Source organism: Coxiella endosymbiont of Ornithodoros amblus (assembly GCF_019425495.1).
GTDB lineage: Bacteria > Pseudomonadota > Gammaproteobacteria > Coxiellales > Coxiellaceae > Coxiella.
Genome location: NZ_VFIV01000013.1, coordinates 1 through 24,102 on the forward strand (window position 1 = coordinate 1; position 24,102 = coordinate 24,102).

Sequence of the window (24,102 nt, forward strand, 5' to 3'; positions counted from 1 at the left end):
ACTAACCCACTGATGTCTTTCATCAAGAACCCCTTATCCTTCAATAACATCAGGAATTCTACTGAATACTCAGCAGCTTTTCTGACCATTTCATCAACTTAACTGCTTTTGTTATGTATAGAGGAAAAATTCCCTTACAATTTCAGTAATTTCAAAAAGGCTTCTTCATCGATAAGCGAAATTCCCAATGCTTTTGCCTTTTTGTATTTGCTGCCCGGATTTTCACCCACGATCACATAATTCGTATTCTTCGATACACTGCTGCTCGACTTCCCCCCTGATCGCTCAATTTCTTCTTCTACTTCCTCGCGGGTTAATGATTTCAAAGCACCAGTAAGTACGAATGTCTTACCAGCAATCTCCGATTTCACAACCGCTTTCTCTTGTGGCCAATGCACACCTAACTGAATTAATTTATTAATTAATTCCATGTTATGCTTTTGATGGAAAAAAGCATAGATATTTTCTGCCGCTACGGGACCAATATCACGAATTTCCTCTAAGGTTTCAATCGACGCTTTCATTAAAGGGTCAAGTTCATGAAAATGACGCGCTAGCGTTCGAGCGGTAGTATCACCAACACCCCGAATTCCCAGTGCATACAAAAAACGCGGCAAGGTTGTTTTTTTACTTTTCTCAATTGCTGTTAATAAATGTTCTGCCGATTTTTCCCCCATACGCGGCAAAGCTGCAATCGCTGATTTTTTAAGTTGATAAATTCCCGTAATGTCTTTAATTAATCTTTCCTGAATGAAAAGCTCTACCAATTTATCTCCTAATCCTTCGATATCCAACGCCCGACGGGAAGCAAAATGTTCTATGCTCTCACGCAATTGAGCCCAGCAATATAACCCCCCCACGCAGCGCGCTACCGCTTCACCCTCCGGTTTAATGACTTCCGCATGGCAAACAGGACAGCGGGACGGTATTTTTATTGGCTTTGACTTTTGGGGACGCTTTGCTAAAATCGGCCCTACAACCTCCGGAATTACATCACCCGCTCGACGCACAATAACCGTGTCCCCAACGCGGACGTCTTTACGATAAAGTTCGTCGAAGTTGTGCAAAGTCGCATTACTGACCATCACTCCACTTATCGACACCGGCTCTAAACGAGCCACTGGGGTGACAGCAGCCGTGCGTCCTATTTGAAACTCAATGGCTTTCACTACCGTCATTTTTTCCTGGGCTGGAAATTTATAGGCGATAGCCCATCGCGGCGCCCGCGAAACGAATCCCAATTCAGCCTGAATTTGCAAAGAATTTACTTTTATAACGATTCCATCGATATCAAAAGGCATTTTTTCACGAGTTTTTACTAAATGTTCGTAATACTCAAAACAACCCCCTATGCCATCCACAACTTTTATTTCAGAAATAACTGGAATTCCCCAATCCTTAAACTGCTTCAATATGTCACAGTGATTTTTCGGAAAGTCTTTTCCTTTAACTAAACCGATTAAATAACCATAAAAAATAAGGGGGCGTTTGGCCGTAATACGCGGGTCCAGTTGACGCAGACTCCCAGATGCTGCGTTACGCGGATTAAGGAAGGTTTTGTCGCCGCGTTTTTCAGCCTCCTGATTAAATTTTGCAAAACTCCCCCGCGGCATTAACACTTCACCGCGTATTTCCACTAATTCAGGATAATCACTTCCACGCAATTGCAAGGGAACCGATGCAATCGTTCGCGTATTTTGAGTCACGTTTTCCCCGGTATATCCGTCTCCCCGCGTGGCGGCCTGAATTAATTTACCATTTTCGTAAAGTAAACTGAGAGCGACACCATCCATCTTTGGTTCACACACATATCCGAGGGGTTTATCGAGTTTCAATCGCTGCCGAATGCGTTTATCAAAAGCCCGCAAACCCTTTTCATCAAACACATTATCCAGCGATAACATCGGGATCTCGTGATGCACGGGTTCGAACATTTTTAATGGCTCAGCGCCTATGCGCTGCGTTGGAGAAGAAGGTGTGATTGTTTCAGGGTATTTTTCCTCTAACTGCTTTAATTCATGGAAAAGTTCATCATAAACGGAGTCAGAAATAGTGGGCTGTGATAATACGTAATAACGATAATTATGTTCATTAATTTCCTGGCGCAATCGCTGAATCTGCTTTTGAATTTTTGCAGGAACTTCCACACCATTTACCTAGGATTCAAAAAATCTAGTACACGCTGTGATTCTTCATAATGCCGAATTCGGGCACGCAGTTGAGCAACTTTATCCATGTTTAAGAGCTGCCATTGCTCATCCAAAACCTCCCCGCCCAGGTCCTCGGTAAGTTGGCGTGCAGTTTCAAGCAACGTGTCAAAAGCTATTAATGGGTCCGGTGCATGTTTTAACACCATAAATAATACTAACCCCGGACAAGAAAAATTCCCCATTTTAGATAATTCAAATGTCCCCGGTTTATTCACAGAAGCTAAACTAAATAAAACTCGACCGCAACCAGTTTTTATTTCATGACGATGAAAAATATTCCGTTCGCCATAACGCAAGCCGTTAGCTAATAAGGCTTGTAATAATTCATAGCCATTGTAAGGGTATTCTTTCGGTGCCATGACATACAAAGCAAATATATCTTGAATTTCTTCAGCTTCTGCAGATTTGTTACTAACAACTTCGTTTCTTTCTTGAGGGTCCTGCGAGAGGCCAAATGCCCCATCGGTATCAATTTCCGCCTCTTTTTCTTTTTCAACGGACTGTTGAATCGAAGGCTCACAACGATGGCGACGACGAGTAGCCTGCTGAGATTGTTGTCGCACTCGAAAGATAATGGCCCCGGCTACTACCAGAAGGAATAATAACAGTAAGAGCATTATCATTTTGTTATTCTCCACTCGAGCCGAAACATTTATTTTCCTTTGTCCCCGTCCACTTTCGTGAAGAAGGATTTTATGCTTCCACCAACCCGATGGCTTCTTGCATATTGACTGAGACAACACGTGAAACACCTGGCTCTTGCATTGTAACACCCATTAGATAATCAGCCATTTCAATAGTCACCTTGTTATGGCTAATTATTAGAAATTGAATCTCTTTAGACATTTCTTTAACAAGTTGGCAGAAACGACCGACGTTAATATCATCGAGGGAGGCATCCACTTCGTCCAAAATACAAAAAGGTGCTGGATTTAATTGGAATAAGGAAAAAACCAACGCAACGGCTGTCAGCGCTTTCTCACCACCTGATAGCATATGGATAGTGACGTTTCGTTTTCCGGGCGGTTTGGCGCGCACGATTACGCCGGCCGTCAATAAATCAGTATCTGTCATTTCGAGGGTTGCTAGACCACCACCAAAAATCCGAGGAAATAAAGATTGAAATTGTTGATTGACCTTGTCATAGGTTTCTTCAAATTTAGCGCGTGTTTCACGATCGATTTTATGGATCGCATTTTTTAAAATTTCCAGCGCTTTGGTTAAGTCCGCATATTGTTTATCTAAATAATTTTTTCGTTCATTTACGGTTTCGTATTCTTCAATAGCTGCCAAATTGATTGGTCCTATCCGTTGAATACGTTCGACAAGTTGATCCAGTTTTTCTTGCCAATTTTCGATCGTAGCTTCTTCTGGCAATTCAATCATAACTTGCTCAAGATCAAAATCATTTTCGTTGAGCTGCTCTTTAATAGTTGTTTGTCTTACGCTAACGGTTTGACGCTGCATGCGCAATTCTTCTAATTGTGCTTGCGCTTCATTAAGCGCTTTCTGCGTCAAAGTGCGTTTTTCTTCAAGGTCGCGTAATAATTGATTGGCCTCTTGGAATTCTTTTTCAACTTCTCGCAATTCCGCTTCCAGAGTGAGTCTTTGTTCCAATTGTATTTCTAATTTCTCGTCTAATTCTTCTAAAGGCTTATCACCTTCCAATAAATATTGAGACAACATTTCGCGCCGTTCAGTAAGCTGTTTTAATTGCCGTCGATCTCGCACAATTGTTTGCCTTAAGAAGGTTAGCTGATCTTCGTTGCTGGCCAATCGAATTTCAAACTCATCGGATTCTTTACGTTTTTGATGTGCTTTTTCACGCAATTCGATTAATTGGTTGCGATAATGATCTCGTTCCCGGATCATTTCTTCACGCTGCGTGGCTAATAAGCGTTGTGAATCGTCTAACGAAGAAGCTTTATTTTTTATAAGCGTTAATCGTCGTTGGCATTGCTCGAGCTGCTGTTCACATTCGTTAAGACCTATTTTTAACCGATTTTGTTGTTGTTGCGCATTATACAATTGCGCTTGTCTAGTGCTTAATGCGCTTTGAATAGTCGTTGATTCTGCATTTAATTTCTGGTAAGTTCGGAGCAAAATATCGCGGTCAGTTTCAAGCTGGTTCAGTTGATGTTCACCCGATTTTAATTGCGTTTCCTGTTCGTCGCATTTCTTTTGCTGCCCAAGAATATTTTCTTTTAATTGTTTTAGTTGCTGCTCCCGGAATAAAAAGCCGCTTTGCGGTGCGTCTTGTAGTTTCAAAATTCGTGCCCAATGGGGGCCAAGCCAAAGTCCTTCTTTGGTAATCACGGACTCATTCTCTTGCAATGAACTTTGCAATTGCTTTGCTTCATCCAGTGAATCAGCGATGTAAATCCCTGCCAACCATTGTTGAAAAGGCCACTCACTATCGACTTGACTGGCTAACGTAGGTGCTTTGTCAAAAGCGGTCGCAGCGATAGATTTTTTTTCTATAAGTGTGACTCTGCCTTCCGACACCGTCGTCAAATTATTTAAAAATGGCAGAACTGCATCCACACAAATCGCATCAAAATAGCCGCTCAATACTGTTTCAACCGCTATCTCCCAGCCAGGGTTGACAACCAGTTTTTGCCCCAAGCGCGGATTTTCTTTTAACTGCTGACGAGAAAACCATTCACTAATTTTTCCATCGCTCTCCCCTAAAGCTGCTTTTTGCATCGCTTCTAGTGAAACTGCGCGGGCTTCCAAAGCCTGCAGTTCGCGTCGTTTGGTTTGTAATTCATTACGCCTGGTTTGATTCGTTTCACGACGTGAAGTGATGGCTTCAGCCAATAATTGCAATTTCAACTGGCTATTGCTGAGTTCAACGTTTAATAATTTGGACTGTGAAAATAAGGGCGCGATTTCATTTAAAAGTTCATCGAGTTGTAATTGATTTAAATTTTGTTGCAATTGCTGTTTACGTTTTTCTAAATCCGTTAATTGACGTTTGGCATGCTCTCTTTTAGTTTGTATGACTTCCAGTTGACTCATGGTTTGCGAGGCCTTTGCTTGAAAAGCTTCCCAAGCTTCTTGCCATCGAGTCATGTTCGATTCCGCTTGCGCTAATTCTTGTGAAGCCGCAGCGGCAATTGAATGAATATCAGAAGACCGATGTTTTAAATACTCTATTTCGGTTTCTAATTCCGTTATTTGCGCTTCACATTCAGCGGTATTGTTTTGCAGCTCCTCCCACACATTTTCATTTTCTTCTAATTCGGATTGCCATTGGTGTATTTTTTCTTTGGTGTCTTTAATCTGCTGTTCTAAAAGGGAAATTTCAGCGCCTAAACCATAATAATGTTTTTGCACAGCATTATGTTTTTCATTAATATCGGTTAATTGCTCCCGCATTTTTTCTATTTCGGTTTCAACACGATGCTGCTCACTTTGTTTTTCTTCTCGGCGGATATTTTTCTGACTAATACCTTGATCGTATTCCAATAATTTCTGGTCCAGCACTTTCCACTGCAAAACCTTGACTTGAGCGCTGAGCGAGCGTTCTTCTTGCTTATAAGCTTTATAACGCTCAACCACGTTGGTCTGGCGTTTTAAATGCCGTAGTTGTTTAGCCAATTCTTCAGCAATATCGTTGACTCGATCTAAGTTCTCTTGCGTGTGGCGCATTCGGTTTTCAGTTTCACGGCGGCGTCCTTTGTATTTTGAAATACCGGCAGTTTCTTCGATGTAAACTCGCAATTCTTCTGGCTTTGCTTCGATGAGATTAGAAATCATCCCTTGTTCCACAATGGCATAACTACGCAGCCCAAGCCCTGTACCCCAAAAAACATCCACGACATCACGCCGGCGTACATGCGCACCGTTGATAAAATAATTCGATTGCCCATCGCGCTCGACTTCGCGACGAATAGCAATCTCGCCGTATTTGGCGTACTCGCCGCCAATTCGGCCTTCACTATTATTAAAATGAAGTTCAACGGAGGCTTTACCAACGGGCTTACGGGAGGTAGTGCCGTTGAATATCACATCGCTCATCGACTGCCCGCGCAACTGTTTTGCTGACGTTTCTCCAATTACCCAGCGCACTGCATCAACCACATTTGATTTACCGCAACCATTAGGGCCAACGATGGCATTCATCGAACCGTGAATAGGGATAAGCGTGGAATCAACAAATGATTTGAATCCAGCAAGTTTGATGGTCTTTAAATACATGAGCAGCTGCTATTCATCCTGACTACTAATAGTAGTGTTTGTAGTCTACCCAAATCAGGCGAGAGAAGAAAGTCAGTCGAGAAAATGGGTGTGTTAAAAAAGATCTTGGTCACGACTTTCCCCTCTCCCGCTTGTGGGAGAGGAGATATCACTGATATAAAAAAGCTGGCCTCTTATCGCTAGCTAACTTAAGCCCACTAATTGATCATCGCTCAGCAACTCAGCGACGTCCTGCTTCTCAATAAGCTGTTGTCATTGGCTGCTAGTTTTTTAATAAAGGTACCTCAACATAAACACAACCAGCGATATCGCTACAATAACCAGGCCGATTTTCATGAATAAATACTCAAATAGGTAGCGACATGAGAACATCTTTCGAATTATTCTTATGCTTGCAATGGAGGTACAGAAAAACCAGAGGTCCATTGTGAACCCCATAAATCGCTGAGGCACTATTAACGAGCCGCAAACGACAATCCCAGCGCACTAACCAGCAATTAGCCGGTACTTTTCAACCAGTAAGAAAAAGCACCGGCCAAATCCCCAAAATTACACCATGATGATTGAATAAAGCCCAAAAGAAAACGATCCCGCCAAGAATGTTCCCAACGAAAATTTCGCCGGTAGGGATAGTAATAAATAGCTGAGAGCCAACACAACTGCCCCCCAATAAAAATAGTGCGCTTTGTTCCGAGAACTTTATTCCCAACATACTTTTCCCCAGGTAAGAAAACTAAAGCGCTAAAAGCGGCAAAAAGGAAATCGGCATAGCTATCTTAAATAGCCCAGGGGCGTTCTACCATGTATAAACACGAGTCACGCTTAAACCCCGTAATAACCAAAATGCTCCCAGATTTCGATAAAGAAAATAAGATAAAAAGACTTAGGTTGGCCGGTCAGTGATCGGATAAACATAAATGCTTTCCCCTTCTCAATATTCCAAAAAAAATATTAGATGGAGAGTGGGTAGGCTTAGATCTCCTAAAACTACCTTCCTTAGCTGAATTTCCCGCTTAACCACGCTCACAGACTTAAACCCAGAGGCGAAGCTTTTGAAGGGGCTGAGGGGGGGGGAAGTGCTGGATAGCCGCTTTTCCCTCGTCTTTGGTCTTAATTATAGGCACCATACAAGGAGATACCACTGATGGCCGCTGTACGAGGAATGGAAATAATGAGTTTGACCTTCCAGGTGATGGCGTTTCCACGAAATCCTTAATAGCTTTTAAATCAACGCTAGCTATCAACTGCACTGTATAGCTCGCTTTCGAATTAAGTAAGACTTTTTCTCCTGCCCTCAAGCCGCCGGTGTTCATCGCCGTAACAGCTTACAGGAGCTGGGACTTGAGCACCCTTACACTGACAAAAAGGGTCACTACCGTGGAATCTTTCTTCTGCAGGATTTCAGAATTTTTCTTAAGCACATCATGGACGGGATTTGAATGGCGAGAGGTATTTTTTCGATAAGCCGGCAAGTGGTGGCGTAAAAGTTCCAATGGCGCTCGAGTATTAACACGGTGGATCGAGGTGGATCGACCTTTTTATAACGAAGAGCGCTTGTTGGAGACGCTAAATGACTAGTCAGGTTTAGAGAAAAGGGCCTTGAACAGCACCCATGGTAGGATATTCGTGTTCATGAATCATATGAGAGGCCCCAATCGCCCAAGGGCTGACCTTGGGCGCGCGGCCGCGCGCCGTATCCACAGATTAGCGGCTTCTGCATCCCGAACCGTGGCTTATACCATAAAAATACATTATATCCCAAAGCATATTGAGTGTCAGGATCGCCACGCTCCGCAGCAACATCGATTTTGCTAAGAGAAAAATTGTATTTTCGTAGGAATGCGTTTTTCGAACAGGGAGCCGTTCCAGCAAAGGATCGAACTGGCATAGGTCCCTTTTAAGGGTAGTGGAACACCCAGCCGCCATAACTATAAAAAAATCCGATTAGCCCCCACCAAAAAGCCGAGAAAAATGTTCAGCCAGCTTCATAGTCATTCTTCCTTATGCTGCATAATCCAATCGTGACATTTTGCACGAAAAAGGCTTGGGAATACAACTATCCTGATGGCAAAATTGCCCAACCGATTTTTCCTTAAGAACAACAAGCTATATTGTCTCCATTAGCAGTTAGATAAAGTAAGATAGCACAACTGAAAGGCTTAAGGAGGAGCTTTCGAGTCCTCTTCATCTTCCAGAGAAGAAAAAAGAGGGTGAAAATAAACATCCTAATGTCGGTTGCTCTTTGAGTGAATGACTCTTCCCATTTTTAGAATTTTATTTAAAAATTATGGAGGACGTTAAGAAGAACGATTTCGTATCTTCTCCAGATGAAGAAATTAAAAAAACTATTAAAATCCCAGAACGAAGAAAACCCATCAATAAATGCAGATGGCGAAAATATCTTGACGTTAGTCGTGCGAATGGGATTTTTTAGTCGATCTTTATCTTTATTTAAATAAATAAAAACGGCTATAATGTTTTGATACTAGTAATGAATTTGAACCTAATAAAAGAGATTATCTTAGACCAAGTAAGCCAATTTAGCTTTGAACACAACAGAAAATATTCCTGCAATTTAATCACAATGGCTATAGTCCTTTATTTTTGTTCGCAAGCCAACATAATCTCTCTCAATATCCACCCTTCTGTGGACTTTTTCCTAAAAAAATTAGCACAATCGCTATTTAGCCAATTGGCCCATTTGTCTAACAGGCTAAATAAGAGAAAGTGACAATGGGATCGCTGACGTAGATTTTATTAAAAATGTTATAGAAAATAATTTATCTCTGTTACTGAAACATATGGAATGCTTTTCCAAAGCTGACTTTAGAGACAACCTCCAAAATTTACTCCTAACCATCGAAAAATTACTTCAGGAATATAAAAAGACTATTGAAAATAAAAACATGTGTTGGAAGAAAGTTGTTGGTTTTTTTAAATGTCATCATTCTGTTCAACAAATAAGTCGGCCACTAGCGAACTCGAAGAAATTCTCAATCAGCAGGAAACCTTAGATAATGAAAGAATGGATGACCTGGTCAATACTTTCCCTGCCTTAAAGCAAGAGTCGCTTCGTAGATTACTTGAAATTTTGTGTACCGTCGCAGAGGACAGGCTTCAAGCCGCTCTTCTGAAAAACCCGCAACCACATTAAGGATTGGCAGTTCTACGACACAATAATTATAGAGTAGGCTCATGATAACCCGGTCTTTTTACACGAAATCGTTTGCCGTTTTGATGAACGCACCGGCATTACAGGGGGTTTTTAGTCACAAGACTTCACCCTTCGGGGTTAGCGATAATATCAATTTCGTTCTCCATGATCGGTTTGCGTGTCAACTCAACGATATAAATATAGCAAAACAACGCCCCGACCCATAAAATGAATTGCCAACCATCAGAGACAGTAAAATAATTTAACGCTAATCCAAAAATGCCTAAAAGCAAGGATAACGCACACAATAATAAGGTAGACAAGGATGTATTTAAACCAGCGACATGTAATACATGGTGAAAATGATCACGACTCGCTACAATGATCGATTTTTTTTGTCGCACTCGCAATACAATTACATTGATGAGATCGAATAAAGGAAATGCCATAATCCATAATATCGTCATGGGTTTGATCAACGCCAAATTCTGTTGGGATAAATCAATCGCAAACCACACCAACAGAAAAGCAATGAAAGTACTCCCCGAATCGCCCATAAAAATACTGGCCTCTTTACGCCACGGTAATCGCATATTAAATCCTAAAAAGGTAATTAATAAAATAATAATAACAAAAAGCAAATTAAAATCAGATACTTGATGCAGCTTGACACTCACCAATAACAATAATAGCGTCTCTCCTAACGCCACACCCCCAGCCAGACCATCTTGACCGTCAATCATATTCATTGCATTGATGTTAGCCAAAACCACAATTACCGTCATTGGAATAGCCCAGAAACCAATTTTAAGATCGCCCAAAAAGAATAAATTACCAAGATTAGACAGAATCACATTTCCCCAAATGATCATCAACAAGGCTGCAAATAATTGTCCAAACAATCGCAGCTTTGAACTTAGATCACTAAAATCGTCTACGACTCCCATTAAAACAAGGATGCTGCTTCCCGCTAACATCCCTCGATAAGGTAACAATGAAGTCGAGAGCGTTAATAACGCGAAGCAAAAAGAAAAGAACATCACGATTCCGCCAATCAATGGAACTTCTCTTTCATGCCATTTTCGGTCATTAGGACGGTCAACAAAACCAATCCTTATTGCCAAAGGGCGCAATAACCAAATGCAGAATAAAGAGGCTACAAACGTAATAAGGCCACTTTTAATAAGTTCCATAAAAAGTCACATCCTGCAGTTCTCAATTTGATTAATGTCATGAACGGAAAAATGATAACAGGCAGGAGAAAGATTATTCAAGAGTGAAGTAGAATTCAAAAGAAAGAAATCCCTGGCGCTGGCGCCAAAGACAAGAGCGATGGAGTCTCCAAAAATTTTCTTCTCCGCTCTCCTGCTTGTGGGAGAGGTTTATCCTTCACTCTACGAATTAACCAGTAAGCAATGAGGATTGTTTCTTATGAAACAAGCAACGGTTTTTTGGCCGATGCCGGGTACCGACGAAAATACCTCTATTGATTTAAAATTCTCTTCTTTTTCCCATGGACGATGATGGCTTTAACTTTTTTAACGCCAATGCCTTTAAACGTAGTTAATTATAGTGGCATCGGCCGTGTTAGTATCAACAGGTCCTGTTTTGCGTACTAACTGCTGCATGCCTATGCAGTTTACTTTTAATCACTTCAGAAGCAGGTTTGGCCTGTGCTGAAAAAGCAAGACTACTATCAACACCGCTGAAATTAATTGAATTATTTTTTTATAAAAATCTCCTTGCACAGTTCAAACATTAACAATGTATGTTAATGTGAGAAGAGCACAATACCGGGATAATTTTTATTGACATTAGAAATTTTCAATAGGTCTTATCTTAATATCTTTATCAATAGCCTCTAATGTCTTTAAAGGATCTGCGGATTGCGTGATGGGCCTGCCAATTACTAAATAATCACTGCCAGCTTGGATAGCCGCTCGTGGAGTCATTATACGTTTTTGATCACATTTTTTATCGGTTTCTAAACGAATGCCAGGAGTAACTAACAAAAAATTTCTATCGATTTGTTTACGCAACAGTACCGCCTCTTGAGCTGAACAAACCACCCCATCTAACTCAGAGCTTTTGGCAAGGCTTGCCATACGGCAAACGATATCAGGAATCTTCTCTTGTATCCCTAATGTTTTTAAATCACTACCGTCTAGGCTTGTTAAAATAGTGACCCCAATTAATAAAGGTTTTTCCTTTAAAGTAATTGATTGCAACACATTCGCAACCGTCTCCATCATCGTACGTCCACCGGATATGTGAATATTCATCATCCACACGCCAAGCTCTGCGACCGCTCGGCAAGCGCCTGCCACCGTTTGTGGAGTATCATAAAACTTCAAATCGAGAAAAATGCGATAGCCTTTCTGCATTAATTCCTCGACAAATGCCGGTCCGTAACGTGTAAATAGAATACTACCGATTTTAAGGTGACATAATTCGGGAGTCAATGGGTTTATTTGTGCTCGCGCTTGCTCCACCGTATCAGTATCGATGGCCACAATAACTGTTGGGTCTGGTTTTTCCATCATTCAATTACCTTCTAAACCTTGAATGGGCCTCACGGTATTCCAATGTTGACAACTGGGACAGAGCCAGTACAACATCTTTCCCGAAAATCCGCAATGAGAACAACGATAGATAGGTTTATTTTCCAATAATCTTTTCATGAAATTTTGCAAAATTAATAATTTATCTTGCGTATCGCTGCTGGAATTAAGTAAATATAATCCTACTAAATGCGTTAAACCGCGCAAGGATGGCTGGCACTGAATTTGTTTCGCGATAAATTCTATAGCCGCTTTTTCTCCGTGTCGATGCTCTAAATGATCCGAAATGGCCAACACCAATGAAATTCTTGGGTAACCCATGAGACAGTCTTCAAGATAACCCACTAATTTATTTTCTTCTCCAAGCCGCTGATAAAAATTGACTAATAGGGTTATAGCTTCCGAAATATAATCGGGATCTTGCTCAACGACTCGTTTACAACAACGAATAGCCTCTTGATAATGTGCATTTTCGCTTTCTAGGCGCGCGCTTGAATAAGAAGGCTTGCACGTACACAATTCGAATCGATGGGCTTGGGCCCGTTTTAAACATTGCACCGCTTGGGAAGTCCGCCCTATATCAATCATTTGCTCGGCCAGCTCACAATGGTATTTGCAATAATAGCGTTAGCTAGTTCGCCAAATGCAAGTAATTTTTTGGCCGTTTCAATGGCCTTTTGGCAGTCTTTTTCTTGCTGATAGATGTGCAACAAAAAGCGCAAGCTGCCTTGATTTTCTTCACCCATCTCTACTAACTCGAGAAACAACCATTCAGCGTGGTCAAGAACACACCGGCGCGCAAATAATCCTGACCCAATTCCGATAAAGCGTGAAAACGATGTTCTTTGGCTAATTGCGGCCGAGCTATCAAGTTTTGGTGTACACGAATAGCACGCTCTACTTCGCCCCGCCGACGAAAGAAACTATCCATTGCTAAATGCGTTTCTACTATGTCTGTGTCGACTTCAAGCAATTTAATAAAAACATCAACGGCTTTGTCAGGCTGTTCGTTAATTAAATAATTCAAACCTTTAAAATAATCTTGGCGTAAGGTGGACAACAATTTAGTATCGTTTTTAAATGATACGCGTCGCGCTGCAAGCCATCCACCGGCGGCTGCCATCGGCAGAAGCAAAAATAACGCTTGCACTATCATCAATGAACATCCTTGATTGGGATCATTGGTAAATTTCGCGATTCGGCTTCGATTTTTTTACTTTGGATTTAAGATGACGGGTGATGTGCTTACTCTTAATTAAGGCCGGTAGTACCGCTAAAATACCTAAAATTGCCCCGATCAATAATGTTACTAAAATTAGCAAGGGCAATTGGACTGTTTTTATATCTAAATAATAATTGAGTGCTACTTTTTGAGGATTCAACGCGGCAAAGGTGATCCCCAAGAGAATAATAAAAATCCAGAAGAGATATAAAATATATCGCATGGCCGTCCCTTATTAGTGGTTATGAGTAATAGTTTAGTTTGCATTAAGGAAAATATCATAAATCTTCAGCGCCACCCTTCCGCTATGGCCCTCCCCCTTTGCAGGAGAGGATAGGAGATGGAAAAATACCCGCTAGGCGGGGATTTTTTACTATTCGTCTTTACCCTGAATTTTCTCCTTGAGTAAGTCGCCTAACGTGGTTTTCGTTGGCACGTCGGATACAGTGCGGGTGCCCTTTTCCAAGCGATCTTCTACAGCTTTATGCGAGATATTGATAAGTCGATTCTTACGATCAACGTTAACAATTTTAACAGCCACTTCATCACCCACGTTCAACTCTTGTGTTAAATCTTTTACGCGGTCATAAGTGTAATCTGCTAACCGCATTTGACCCAATATTTGACCCGAAAGCTCTAAGACGGCCTGTTTGCTTTCCACTTCCTTAACTTTAGCCTGAATCACAGCGTCTTTGTCGTAACTTTCTACGAATTCCATGAAAGGATCATCTTCCAGTTGTTTGATCCCCAAAGAAATTCGTTCACGTTCTGGGTCAATTGCCAGAATAACGGCTTGCACTTCATCGCCTTTCTTATAGTTACGAATAGCTTCTTCACCACTTTCTGTCCACGAGATATCGGACAAGTGAACAAGTCCATCGATATCGCCTTCTAATCCAATGAACATTCCAAAGTCGGTGATTGATCGAACTTTGCACGTAATTTTCTCACCTTTTTCGTGTTTTTCTGCAAATTCTTGCCATGGGTTCTGCTTGCATTGTTTGATTCCTAAAGATATACGACGGCGTTCCTCGTCAATTTCAAGGACCATCACCTCAACCTCTTCGCCTGACTGGACTACCTTACTGGGGTGGATATTTTTGTTTGTCCAATCCAATTCAGAAGTGTGGACCAATCCTTCAATGCCTTCTTCCAATTTAACGAAGCAGCCATAATCCGTAATATTGGTCACTTTTCCAAATACTCGAGAATTGACGGGGTAACGACGCTCAATCTTTGCCCACGGATCGTCAGCCAATTGTTTCATTCCTAAAGAAACACGCTTTTTATCACGGTCAAATTTGAGGACCTTAACGTGTACTTCGTCCCCGACATTGATAAGATCGCTCGGGTGTTTGACACGCCCCCAAGCCATATCAGTAATGTGCAATAGACCGTCTACTCCACCTAAATCAACGAAAGCCCCGTAATCCGTGATGTTTTTGATCACCCCTTTAATTTCTTGGCCTTCTTGCAATTCTTCAAGACGTGCTTGACGTTCTGCGCTGGTTTCCGCTTCCATTACGGCACGGCGCGAAACCACTACGTTATTTCGGCGTTGATCCATCTTGATGATTTTAAAATCGATTTTTTTATCTTCTAAATAGCCCGGATCGCGAACAGGTTTTACATCCACCAACGACCCCGGCAAAAAAGCGCGAACAGAGTTCAAATCCACAGTAAAACCACCTTTTACACGCTCAATAATGACCCCTTTAACCATCCCACCCGCTTTGTAAGCCTTTTCGAGCTCGCTCCACGCTTTAGCGCGTCGCGCTTTTTCACGCGAGAGACGGGTTTCACCAAAACCATTATCGGAAGCCTCGATGACAACAAAAAATTCATCACCTACTTGGGGTTCTTCATTACGAAATTCGGAAACGGGAATAATCCCCTCGGATTTAAGTCCGGCATTAACAATGACACGGTCTGAACGGACTTCAACAACAGTAGCTTTGACCAAGGCTCCAGGACGTAAGTCGGTTTCCGTTAAGCTTTTTTCAAATAATTCAGCAAAGGTTTCACTCATGTAGTTAAACACATTAGGTTATAAACCATACCAGTAAAGATACGGGTTAAGGTCTGTTTACAATTCGCTAGTCTGGCCAGAATTTATCGATTTCCGATGCTTGGCTGCTCACCAGTACTTCTATGTACGCTGCGCTGCTCATAAATCGATAAATTCTGGCCAGACTAGCGAATTGTAAACAGACCTCGGTTTGTACTTCCTTATCTGCTATCGCAAATAAGACCTATTTTTCATTGGTTACGTTAGCCAATCCGCGCTGTCGGACATGCTTCATGACCGTCGCGAAAACTGCTTCGATACTTAAATGAGTTGTATCGATAATTACAGCATCTTCTGCAGGCTTCGTTGGAGAAATAGAGCGAGTAACATCACGACGATCGCGCCCCTCCAAATCTTCCTGGATATCAGGAAGCCTAACATTAATCCCCCGGTCTTGCAACTCCTTAAAACGCCTATAGGCCCGTTGCTGTGAGTCTGCATCAAAATAAAATTTTAAGACAGCATCAGGAAAAACTACCGTTCCCATATCCCGACCATCAGCTACCAAGCCAGGACGCTGACGAAAATCACGTTGGTACTGGAGAACCACCTCGCGCACGATGGATAAAGCAGAAGTCCTAGAAGCTAATACGCCACACTCCTCAGAGCGGATTGCTAAAGTAATATCATGACCATCGCAACTTATTTTGGCCTTTTTATCCAATATCCGATTTTCAATGCTAATCTGAACCCGTTTTAAAAGGCGCGCCAACCCAGCGGAATCCTCCAGCGAAATTTTGTAATGCGCCATTGCCCACGCGACGGCACGATAGATAATTCCACTATCCAAGAGATACCAGTTCAACGTTTGGGCGACTCGCAAAGCAATCGTCCCTTTCCCAGAACCTGAGGGTCCATCAATGGTAATAACAGGTGCTGGTTTTTGTCGGGCGTTCATTTAAAAACCACCTCTCTTCCTTACGCCTTTAACATTCATTCTTATCTCGTTTGCTAACTCAACAAAATCGGGAAACGATATCTTTACGTTATCACAATTGCGGATTTTAACAGGGCCTTTCGCCAAAGTCCCTGCAACCGCAAATGCCATCGCAATACAGCGGTCATTAACTGTTAACCTTCCCACCTTCCAGCGTTCCTCCTCTGATAATTACACCATCTGGTAAAGACTCTGCTGCTATACCCAATTTTTGTAACCCATCTACCATCGCCACGACACGGTCGATTTCTTTGACTCGTAACTCAGCGTCGCCACGTAAGACCGTTCTCCCATGAGCGACCGCCGCAGCAATAAGCAAAACAGGAAATTCATCGATGGTTAATGGCACTTGATCTAGCGGGATACCAATACCTTTTACCTTGCGTGTCGCACCATTATATCCCCTATTGGTTCCTCGTTTTTTTGGTATAACTAAGTAACTTCAATATCTGCACCCATCATTTTAATAAATAAATCACACCTAATCGCGTTGGGTTAACGCTCACCCGGCATAAGCGAATAGTAGAGCCTGGTGTGATCATGGCCACCACTATAAAAAAGCGGCGGATGAAATATTACCTAGTATCAAGATATCGTTAGCCTTTAACTTTCCACTGCCACTAACACAAATACTCTGCTTGTCTTTTTGCAGAGTGTAATGAAAATGTTTCAGTAATCGTTCCGTGTGATCGCGCAAAGGGGCGGGTTCTGTAATGTATGTTTTTCCTTCTGCATACAATCCCGCTAATAATAAGCAGGATTTCACCTGTGCACTTGCCATAGGAAGCTGATAGTGAATTTCAGTTAACCGTGGATTTCCATAAATTTTCAGTGGGAGATGTTACCTGTTGAGTCGATTTTTGCGCCCATTAAAGTCAAAGGATCAATGATGCGTTTCATCGGGCGGCGCTTGGAGACCTGTCATGCCAACCCCTTCAATCACTAAAGTATTTTCATCTTCAATAAGATGAATAGAAGCGCCCATTTGTTGAAGAGCACTCACCATTATTTGCCTTTCCGAAATAGCCGTCAATAGCACAGCTTGGTGTGAAATGGATTTATCGCCGGGCATACAAACCTGACCGCTTAAGCCTTGTGAAGGAAGAGTTTGATAATCCATCTATTTAACCATGCCGCTTTTCGAATTGACCCATAAAATTAATCAATGCGTCAACGCCTTCTTCTGGTATGGCATTGTAAATGCTAGCGCGCATGCCGCCTAAAAGACGATGACCTTTTAAATTAGCCAATCCATTTTCCGTTGCTTCTTTTAAAAAGAGCGAATTCAATCTTTCATCAGCTAATCTAAAAATAACGTTCATTCGTGAACGGTAAGTGGGATTAATAGGATTGTCAAAAAAAATACTCTTATCAATAAATTCATAGAGCTTAGAGGCTTTTCGTTGATTGCGCTCCGCTAGCACTGCTACACCGCCTTGGTTTTTTATCCATTTAAAAATAAGGCCGGCTAGATACCAGGCAAATGTCGGCGGTGTATTTGTGAAAGAACGTTCTTTCGCATGTAAAGCATATTGTAAATAGCTTGGTGTTATCGGCAGAGGAGATCGTTTTAATAAGTCGTCATGAACGATAACAATGGTTAACCCTGCTAGGCCCATGTTTTTTTGGGCGCAAGCGAAAATCAAACCGTAACGAGAAACATCAAACGGTCGAGATAACAAATTGGATGACATGTCGCACACCAACGTTAAATCGGTGTCAGGAATAAAAGGAAATTCAATGCCATTTACCGTTTCATTATCGACATAATAAAAATAAGCAGCTTCATTAGGCATATACCATGTCGCTTGATCAGGTATACCTGTGTAATTGAGTTCTTTCGCAGTCGTCGCCAAGTGGGGGTCGCAATAATTTTTTGCTTCTCGGGTTGCGAGATTCGACCAAACACCCGAATCAATATAAACCGCTTTTTTATGATTAGCCAGCAAGTTCATCGGCACCATAGCGAATTGCAATCGGGAGCCCCCTTGTAAAAAAAGGATGTGATAGGATGCAGGAATAGCCAGCAATTCCCGCAAATCGCGCTCAGCTTTCTCAGCGACTCCAATAAACTCTTCACCACGATGGGAAACTTCCGCAATAGACATGCCAATGCCATGCCAATCCAATAATTCATCACGCACAGTAAATAAAACTTCTTCGGGAATAGCTGCTGGACCAGCTGAAAAATTGTATACGCGAGACATAAAAATCCTTCTGGTAAAAATTTAAGCCCCTCCCAAGGCCACTCCTCTGCAAGCGGAGAGGGTTAGAGAAAGGGTTCTTTAATCAATTCTGCCGAAATCGCTTCCATACGCACTAATAACTCATCTTTTGAAAGTTGAATCAATCGCACGCCCTGGGTATTGCGCCCCATTTGCGAAATTTCGTTCACACGGGTTCGCACTAACGTTCCTTTATCGCTAATGAGCAATACATCGTCGTCATCAAACACCTGCGCAGCGGAAACCACCTTTCCATTACGTAAGTTAATCCGTATCACCATCACGCCTTGCCCGCCTCGACCGGTAGAGCGATAATCATCCAATGCAGTACGCTGCCCATAACCGTGCACGGTGGCCGTCAATATGTTCCCTTTTGGTTTTACAACAATTAACGCAATAACATTTTGTTTAGCTTTTAGTCTAATTCCACGAACACCTCGTGCTGAACGACCCATTTCGCGGACTTCCTTTTCGTAAAAACGAATGGCTTTTCCGGCGTCGGTCACTAACATAATTTCTTTTTTTCCATCGGTAATGTCAACACCCACTAAACGATCGCCTTCATTTAGGGCTAAAGCAATTTTACCTTTCGTACGCGGTTGTGAAAATTCAGCTAGAGATACTTTTTTAACGGCCCCTTGCGCGGTGGCCATAAAAACGAAATGCGATCCGTCATATTCGCGTATTGGCAAAATAGCAGAGATTTGTTCGTCTTTAACGAGAGGCAATAAATTAACGATCGGTCGCCCGCGCGCTACACGGCTGCCTTGCGGCACTTGATAAATCTTAAGCCAATAAACTTTCCCCTGAGTTGAAAAGCATAAAATCGTATCGTGGCTACTGGCCACTAGAATATTTTTTACAAAATCCTGTTCTTTTACAGCAGCAGCCAATTTACCGCGACCACCACGATGTTGCGCTTGATAACTGCTCAATGATTGCGATTTGATATAGCCTTCATGAGATAAGGTTACAACCATGTGTTCTTCAGGGATTAAATCTTCATGTGTTAAGTCAGAATGATGATCAATAATTACAGTGCGCCGCTCATCACCGAATTGTTCTTTTACAGCGATCAATTCCTCTCGAATTACCTCATGTAACTTATCAGACTCAGAAACGATTGCAATTAATTCTTCGATTTTGTCGATAATCACTATGTATTCCTCTCGGATTTTATCGGTTTCAAGGCCAGTCAAACGATGTAATCGCAAATCCAAAATCGCTTGCGCTTGTGCGGGAGATATGTAATAACCATCTTTTCGCAGTCCAAATTCTGCTGCTAAATCATCAGGTCGGGTTCGATCTCTGCCGGCTTTTTTCAAAAAATCAGCAACGACTCCCGGCTCCCAAGCTTGCGCTAATAAATTTTCTTTAGCAATGGCTGGAGTTTTCGCCTTTTTAATGAGCGCAATCACTTCGTCAATGTTGGCTAACGCAACACCTAATCCTTCTAAAATATGCGCTCTTTCTCGTGCTTTTCGCAATTCAAAAAGGGTCCTTCGAATCACTACTTCGCGGCGGTGCTGCAAAAAAGCGCTTAATAATTGTTTTAAATTTAAAACACGCGGTTGACCGTTATCCAGCGCCACCATATTAATTCCAAACACGGTTTGCAGTTGCGTTTGCGCATATAAATTGTTGAGCACAATTTCGGCATTATCTCCCCGGCCAACCTCGATTACCATACGCATACCGGATTTATCGGATTCATCCCGTAACCCAGAAATACCTTCAATGCGTTTTTCACGAACTAACTCACCGATTTTTTCTAATAAACGCGCTTTATTAACTTGATAAGGTAACTCATGCACAATAATCAGCGATCGTCCGCTTTTTCTGGTTTCAATTTCGGTTTTCGCACGCACACAAATTCGACCGCGCCCAGTTTTATAGGCTTGGAGAATACCGTTACGGCCATTGATGATGCCTGCCGTTGGAAAATCCGGACCAGGAACATGGTGCATTAATTCTTCGACATTTAAGTCAGGATTTTCAATTAATGCCAAAGTCGCATTGATAATTTCATTTAAATTATGAGGAGGAATATTAGTAGCCATTCCTACTGCAATACCGGAAGCCCCGTTAATGAGCAGATTTGGAACTCGCGTCGGGAGGACCGCGGGGGCCATTTCTGTTTCATCGTAATTGGGGGAAAAATCGACCGTTTCCTTATCAAGGTCGGCCATCAAAGCATGTGCAAAGCGGGATAATCGAATCTCGGTGTAACGCATGGCTGCCGGCGCATCACCATCTACAGAACCAAAGTTTCCTTGACCATCGATCAGCAAATACCGCAAGCTAAAAGGCTGGGCCATCCGAACAATCGTGTCATAAACAGCAACATCACCATGCGGATGGTATTTACCAATTACATCCCCGACAATCCGGGCGGATTTTTTATTCGGCTTATTCCAATCATTGCCTAATTCACTCATGGCGTATAGCACACGCCGGTGCACTGGTTTTAGCCCGTCACGCACATCGGGCAGCGCGCGCCCTACAATAACACTCATCGCATAATCGAGATACGATTGCTTGAGTTCTTCTTCAATGCTAATTGGAATAATTTCGTGCGCCGCCCCCGCCATGACCAACTTCCTCTATATCTTATATTTAATTATTAAAACAATGGATTACTGATTTAATTGAGATCGAACATTATATCATAATTGAAGACAAGGATGGGAGCTCCCGTCTTGCCAAATGCAAGAGAAGGCTGACCGGCTATTGGATTCTACCGAAAGGTGAGGCTGAAACTGAGTTAAGGTTTGGCTCTTAGGGGCGGTCGTTCATTATCTAAGCAATGGTGTCTGTCAGTAAAAATGAATGGCAAAGACTTATCGAGCGCAGAAAAGATTAAATCATTTTCTTAAGCTTCTAAAAACTTAGATTGGGGGTTTTAAAATCTGATCGTTATGATTGGATTACTGATGTGCTAAAACACACAGGTTATGTGTTGCTCAAACGGAAAGTCAAGAGAGTAGTATTTAGTTATATGAAGTGAAGCGGAATACAGGAGTCGCACACTATTCTCCTGTATTTCGCTTCACTTCATACGGGCTACTTACTATTCATTACTTCTATTATTTAAAAAATCTTACCAACCAAAACAAGGAACATTAAAAAGCACCCCTTACTTAAGCTTTGCCTGCTTGCCATGCCTACCGCTAGACTCCAAGCTAGGCTTTCCGTTAATATGCCTGCTTATCTGGAACAGAGGGTTTTTATGGAAAATGTTAATCTGCTTATTAATGCGCGCTGGCTTCTTCCCATCGCTCCAGCTAATCAAATTCTAGAAAATTTCGTATTAGCTGTGCACGATGAATACATTATTGATCTTCTTCCGCAGACTGAAGCTAACAAAAAATACACAGCCGATCAGCGTCTCGAACTTAACGATCATGTTGTCCTACCGGGATTGGTTAATGCTCATACCCACACTCCGATGAACCTCTTTCGGGGTTTGGCTGATGATTTGCAATTGCTGGATTGGTTGCAAAACCACATCTGGCCGGCCGAAAAAGCCCTCATTAATGCTGAATCCGTTCAGGTTGGGGCGCGGCTTGCTATTGCTGAAATGTTACGCGGCGGTACAACTTGTTTCAACGATCATTATTTTTTCCACGATACGATCGCCAAAGCCGCCAGTGAAGCTGGTATGCGGGCGCTTATCGGAGTCGTAATAATGAGCGTTCCCACGGAATGGGCCAGTTACGAAAAAGCTTATTTAGCGCGCGCCAAAGAAACATTGGAAAAAGCAGAAAATCATTCGCTGATCACCTGGGCGCTTGCCCCTCATGCCCCTTATACGGTCAGTGACGCCGCCTTTAAGGAAATTAAAAAATTAGCTGAATACTACGACCTACCCATTCATATACACCTTCATGAAACAAAACTAGAGATTGAACAAGGCCTAAAAACCTATGGAAAAAGACCGCTCGCCCATTTACACGATTTAGGGTTACTGTCACAACGGCTTATAGCTGTGCATATGACGCAGTTAACTTCGGAAGAAATTAAGTTAGTTGCAGATACTCAAACGAATATCGTTCACTGCCCCGAATCTAATTTAAAATTGAGTAGCGGCATTGCCCCTATTGCAAAATTGGTAAATGCCGGCGTTAACGTAGCGATTGGCACTGACGGTGCGGCGAGCAATAACGACCTTGATTTATTCGGTGAAATGCGAACGGCTTCTTTCGTGGCAAAAATTTCCGGCCTCGACCCCACGCACTTACCCGCCCCTGAAATATTGAAAATGGCGACGCTCAATGGCGCTAAAGCGCTGGGGCTAGAAGATAAAATCGGTTCACTCGAACCGAGAAAATTTGCCGATATCATTGCGGTGGATTTAAGTTCTTTTCTCACCCAACCTGTTTCTAATCCGGTTTCTCATTTGGTATACGCCATTAACCGTCTGCAAGTAAGCGATGTGTGGGTCGCTGGCAAACAATTGCTCAAGAGGGGGGTGTTTACCCAACTTGATACTGAAGAAATTGTCAAAGACAGTTTAAAATGGGCAAAAAAAGCGTTTCCTTTCAAAGCAGAAAACAGACTTGCAGAAACAAATGCCATTACCTAAGAAAGTCACTCTCGTCGAGGTGGGTCCTCGCGATGGGCTTCAAAATGAGCCTCAGAATGTGCCCACACATTTAAAGATTGAATTCATCAATCAGCTTTCCCAATCCGGCTTATCCGTTATTGAAGCCACCAGTTTTGTATCGCCAAAATGGGTTCCGCAAATGGCTGACCATCAAAAAGTCATGGAAGGCATTACACGCAATCCTTCCGTTCGATATACTGCTTTAGTCCCTAACGAACAGGGGTTCGACGATGCGCTTGACGCTCATATTTCTGAAGTATCGGTGTTTACGGCCGCTTCAGAAATCTTTTCTCAAAAAAACACGAACTGTTCGATTGAAGAGAGCCTGAACCGAATTGCACGAGTGATTGAACGTGCAAAAAAAAATAATTTGGCCGTTCGCGGTTATGTATCTTGCGTGTTAGGTTGTCCTTATGAAGGTGAAATTGCGCCCCACCAAGTCCTGACGGTTGCTGAAAGGTTGATTAACCTTGGTTGTTATCAGATTTCATTGGGCGATACGATTGGGATTGGCACACCACTCAAAGCCCAGCAATTGATCAACGTTATTTCAAGCAAAATTCCGATTGAAAAAATTGCGGTACATTTTCATGATACTTACGCTCAGGCACTAACCAATATTTACGTTAGTCTAGAAAAGGGCGTTTCAACGATTGACAGCGCCGTCGCTGGCTTGGGAGGTTGTCCTTATGCCCCTGGAGCCGGGGGTAACGTGACAACGGAGGATGTTGTTTATTTATTGAATGGCATGAAGATTGAATGCGGCGTTGATTTAAAACGGCTAACGAGAGCGGGTCGATTGATTTGCGATTATTTAGGGCGTCCCTCTCGCTCAAAAGTGGCGATTGCGTTAGCAAGTCGAGATCAAAACTTCTCAACAAAGAGACAATCGGATTAGGGTGACGCTGGATTAAAA

General features: G+C 42.3%; 11 protein-coding genes and 7 pseudogenes. 3 read left to right on the top strand and 15 right to left on the bottom strand.

Annotation, left to right across the window (positions count from 1 at the left end):
- Positions 1-134 precede the first annotated feature (134 nt).
- The 5 genes and pseudogenes from ligA to FIV31_RS02920 form a co-directional block, all read right to left on the bottom strand.
- Complete coding sequence (gene ligA, locus FIV31_RS02905) at positions 135-2,147, bottom strand: NAD-dependent DNA ligase LigA (RefSeq protein WP_280123751.1); 2,013 nt, start codon at positions 2,145-2,147, stop codon at positions 135-137.
- Positions 2,148-2,152: 5 nt separating this feature from the next.
- Entirely contained in the window at positions 2,153-2,848 is a 696-nt protein-coding gene (gene zipA, locus FIV31_RS02910; protein WP_280123752.1) for a cell division protein ZipA, read from the bottom strand.
- A 55-nt stretch (positions 2,849-2,903) separates the two neighbouring features.
- Positions 2,904-6,413, bottom strand: a complete 3,510-nt coding sequence (gene smc, locus FIV31_RS02915; protein ID WP_280123753.1) for a chromosome segregation protein SMC — start codon at positions 6,411-6,413, stop codon at positions 2,904-2,906.
- A gap of 183 nt (positions 6,414-6,596) precedes the next feature.
- Positions 6,597-7,363 (bottom strand): annotated as a pseudogene (locus FIV31_RS08455) (hypothetical protein).
- Positions 7,345-8,402 (bottom strand): annotated as a pseudogene (locus tag FIV31_RS02920) (SPOR domain-containing protein). Before FIV31_RS02920 ends, FIV31_RS08455 begins: the two co-directional pseudogenes overlap by 19 nt.
- A 205-nt stretch (positions 8,403-8,607) precedes the next feature.
- Here FIV31_RS02920 and FIV31_RS02925 point away from each other — a divergent pair.
- A pseudogene (locus FIV31_RS02925) lies at positions 8,608-9,567 on the top strand (CBU_0534 family Dot/Icm T4SS effector); the annotation flags it as partial.
- Between the two features lie 125 nt (positions 9,568-9,692).
- Here FIV31_RS02925 and FIV31_RS02930 read toward each other — a convergent pair.
- The 10 genes and pseudogenes from FIV31_RS02930 to gyrA all read right to left on the bottom strand — a co-directional run bounded on the left by FIV31_RS02930 (position 9,693) and on the right by gyrA (position 21,177).
- Positions 9,693-10,760, bottom strand: a complete 1,068-nt coding sequence (locus FIV31_RS02930) for an MraY family glycosyltransferase (protein ID WP_280123754.1) — start codon at positions 10,758-10,760, stop codon at positions 9,693-9,695.
- A 201-nt stretch (positions 10,761-10,961) separates the two neighbouring features.
- A pseudogene (locus tag FIV31_RS02935) lies at positions 10,962-11,326 on the bottom strand (ComEA family DNA-binding protein).
- Between the two features lie 55 nt (positions 11,327-11,381).
- Positions 11,382-12,107 (bottom strand): orotidine-5'-phosphate decarboxylase, encoded by a 726-nt coding sequence (pyrF, locus tag FIV31_RS02940; protein WP_280123768.1) that lies wholly within the window; start codon positions 12,105-12,107, stop codon positions 11,382-11,384.
- A gap of 3 nt (positions 12,108-12,110) precedes the next feature.
- Positions 12,111-13,287, bottom strand: a pseudogene (gene lapB / locus FIV31_RS02945) (lipopolysaccharide assembly protein LapB).
- Positions 13,284-13,573 (bottom strand): annotated as a pseudogene (locus FIV31_RS02950) (lipopolysaccharide assembly protein LapA domain-containing protein). The pseudogenes lapB and FIV31_RS02950 overlap by 4 nt, the downstream one beginning before the upstream one ends.
- Positions 13,574-13,723: 150 nt before the next feature.
- Positions 13,724-15,379 (bottom strand): 30S ribosomal protein S1, encoded by a 1,656-nt coding sequence (rpsA, locus tag FIV31_RS02955; protein WP_280123755.1) that lies wholly within the window; start codon positions 15,377-15,379, stop codon positions 13,724-13,726.
- A 223-nt stretch (positions 15,380-15,602) separates the two neighbouring features.
- Positions 15,603-16,316, bottom strand: coding sequence for a (d)CMP kinase (gene cmk / locus FIV31_RS02960; RefSeq protein ID WP_280123756.1), 714 nt, complete (start codon positions 16,314-16,316; stop codon positions 15,603-15,605).
- Positions 16,317-17,475, bottom strand: a pseudogene (locus tag FIV31_RS02965) (3-phosphoshikimate 1-carboxyvinyltransferase).
- A gap of 4 nt (positions 17,476-17,479) precedes the next feature.
- Positions 17,480-18,562 (bottom strand): 3-phosphoserine/phosphohydroxythreonine transaminase, encoded by a 1,083-nt coding sequence (serC, locus tag FIV31_RS02970; protein WP_280123757.1) that lies wholly within the window; start codon positions 18,560-18,562, stop codon positions 17,480-17,482.
- Positions 18,563-18,624: 62 nt separating this feature from the next.
- Positions 18,625-21,177 (bottom strand): DNA gyrase subunit A, encoded by a 2,553-nt coding sequence (gyrA, locus tag FIV31_RS02975; protein ID WP_280123758.1) that lies wholly within the window; start codon positions 21,175-21,177, stop codon positions 18,625-18,627.
- A 563-nt stretch (positions 21,178-21,740) separates the two neighbouring features.
- Here gyrA and FIV31_RS02980 point away from each other — a divergent pair.
- Together FIV31_RS02980 and FIV31_RS02985 are read left to right on the top strand one after the other, a co-directional pair.
- Positions 21,741-23,165 carry a TRZ/ATZ family hydrolase gene (locus tag FIV31_RS02980; RefSeq protein WP_280123759.1) on the top strand — a complete coding sequence of 475 codons (1,425 nt, stop codon included), beginning with the start codon at positions 21,741-21,743 and terminating at the stop codon, positions 23,163-23,165.
- Complete coding sequence (locus FIV31_RS02985) at positions 23,152-24,084, top strand: hydroxymethylglutaryl-CoA lyase (protein WP_280123760.1); 933 nt, start codon at positions 23,152-23,154, stop codon at positions 24,082-24,084. Before FIV31_RS02980 ends, FIV31_RS02985 begins: the two co-directional genes overlap by 14 nt.
- The last annotated feature ends 18 nt before the right edge of the window (positions 24,085-24,102 follow it).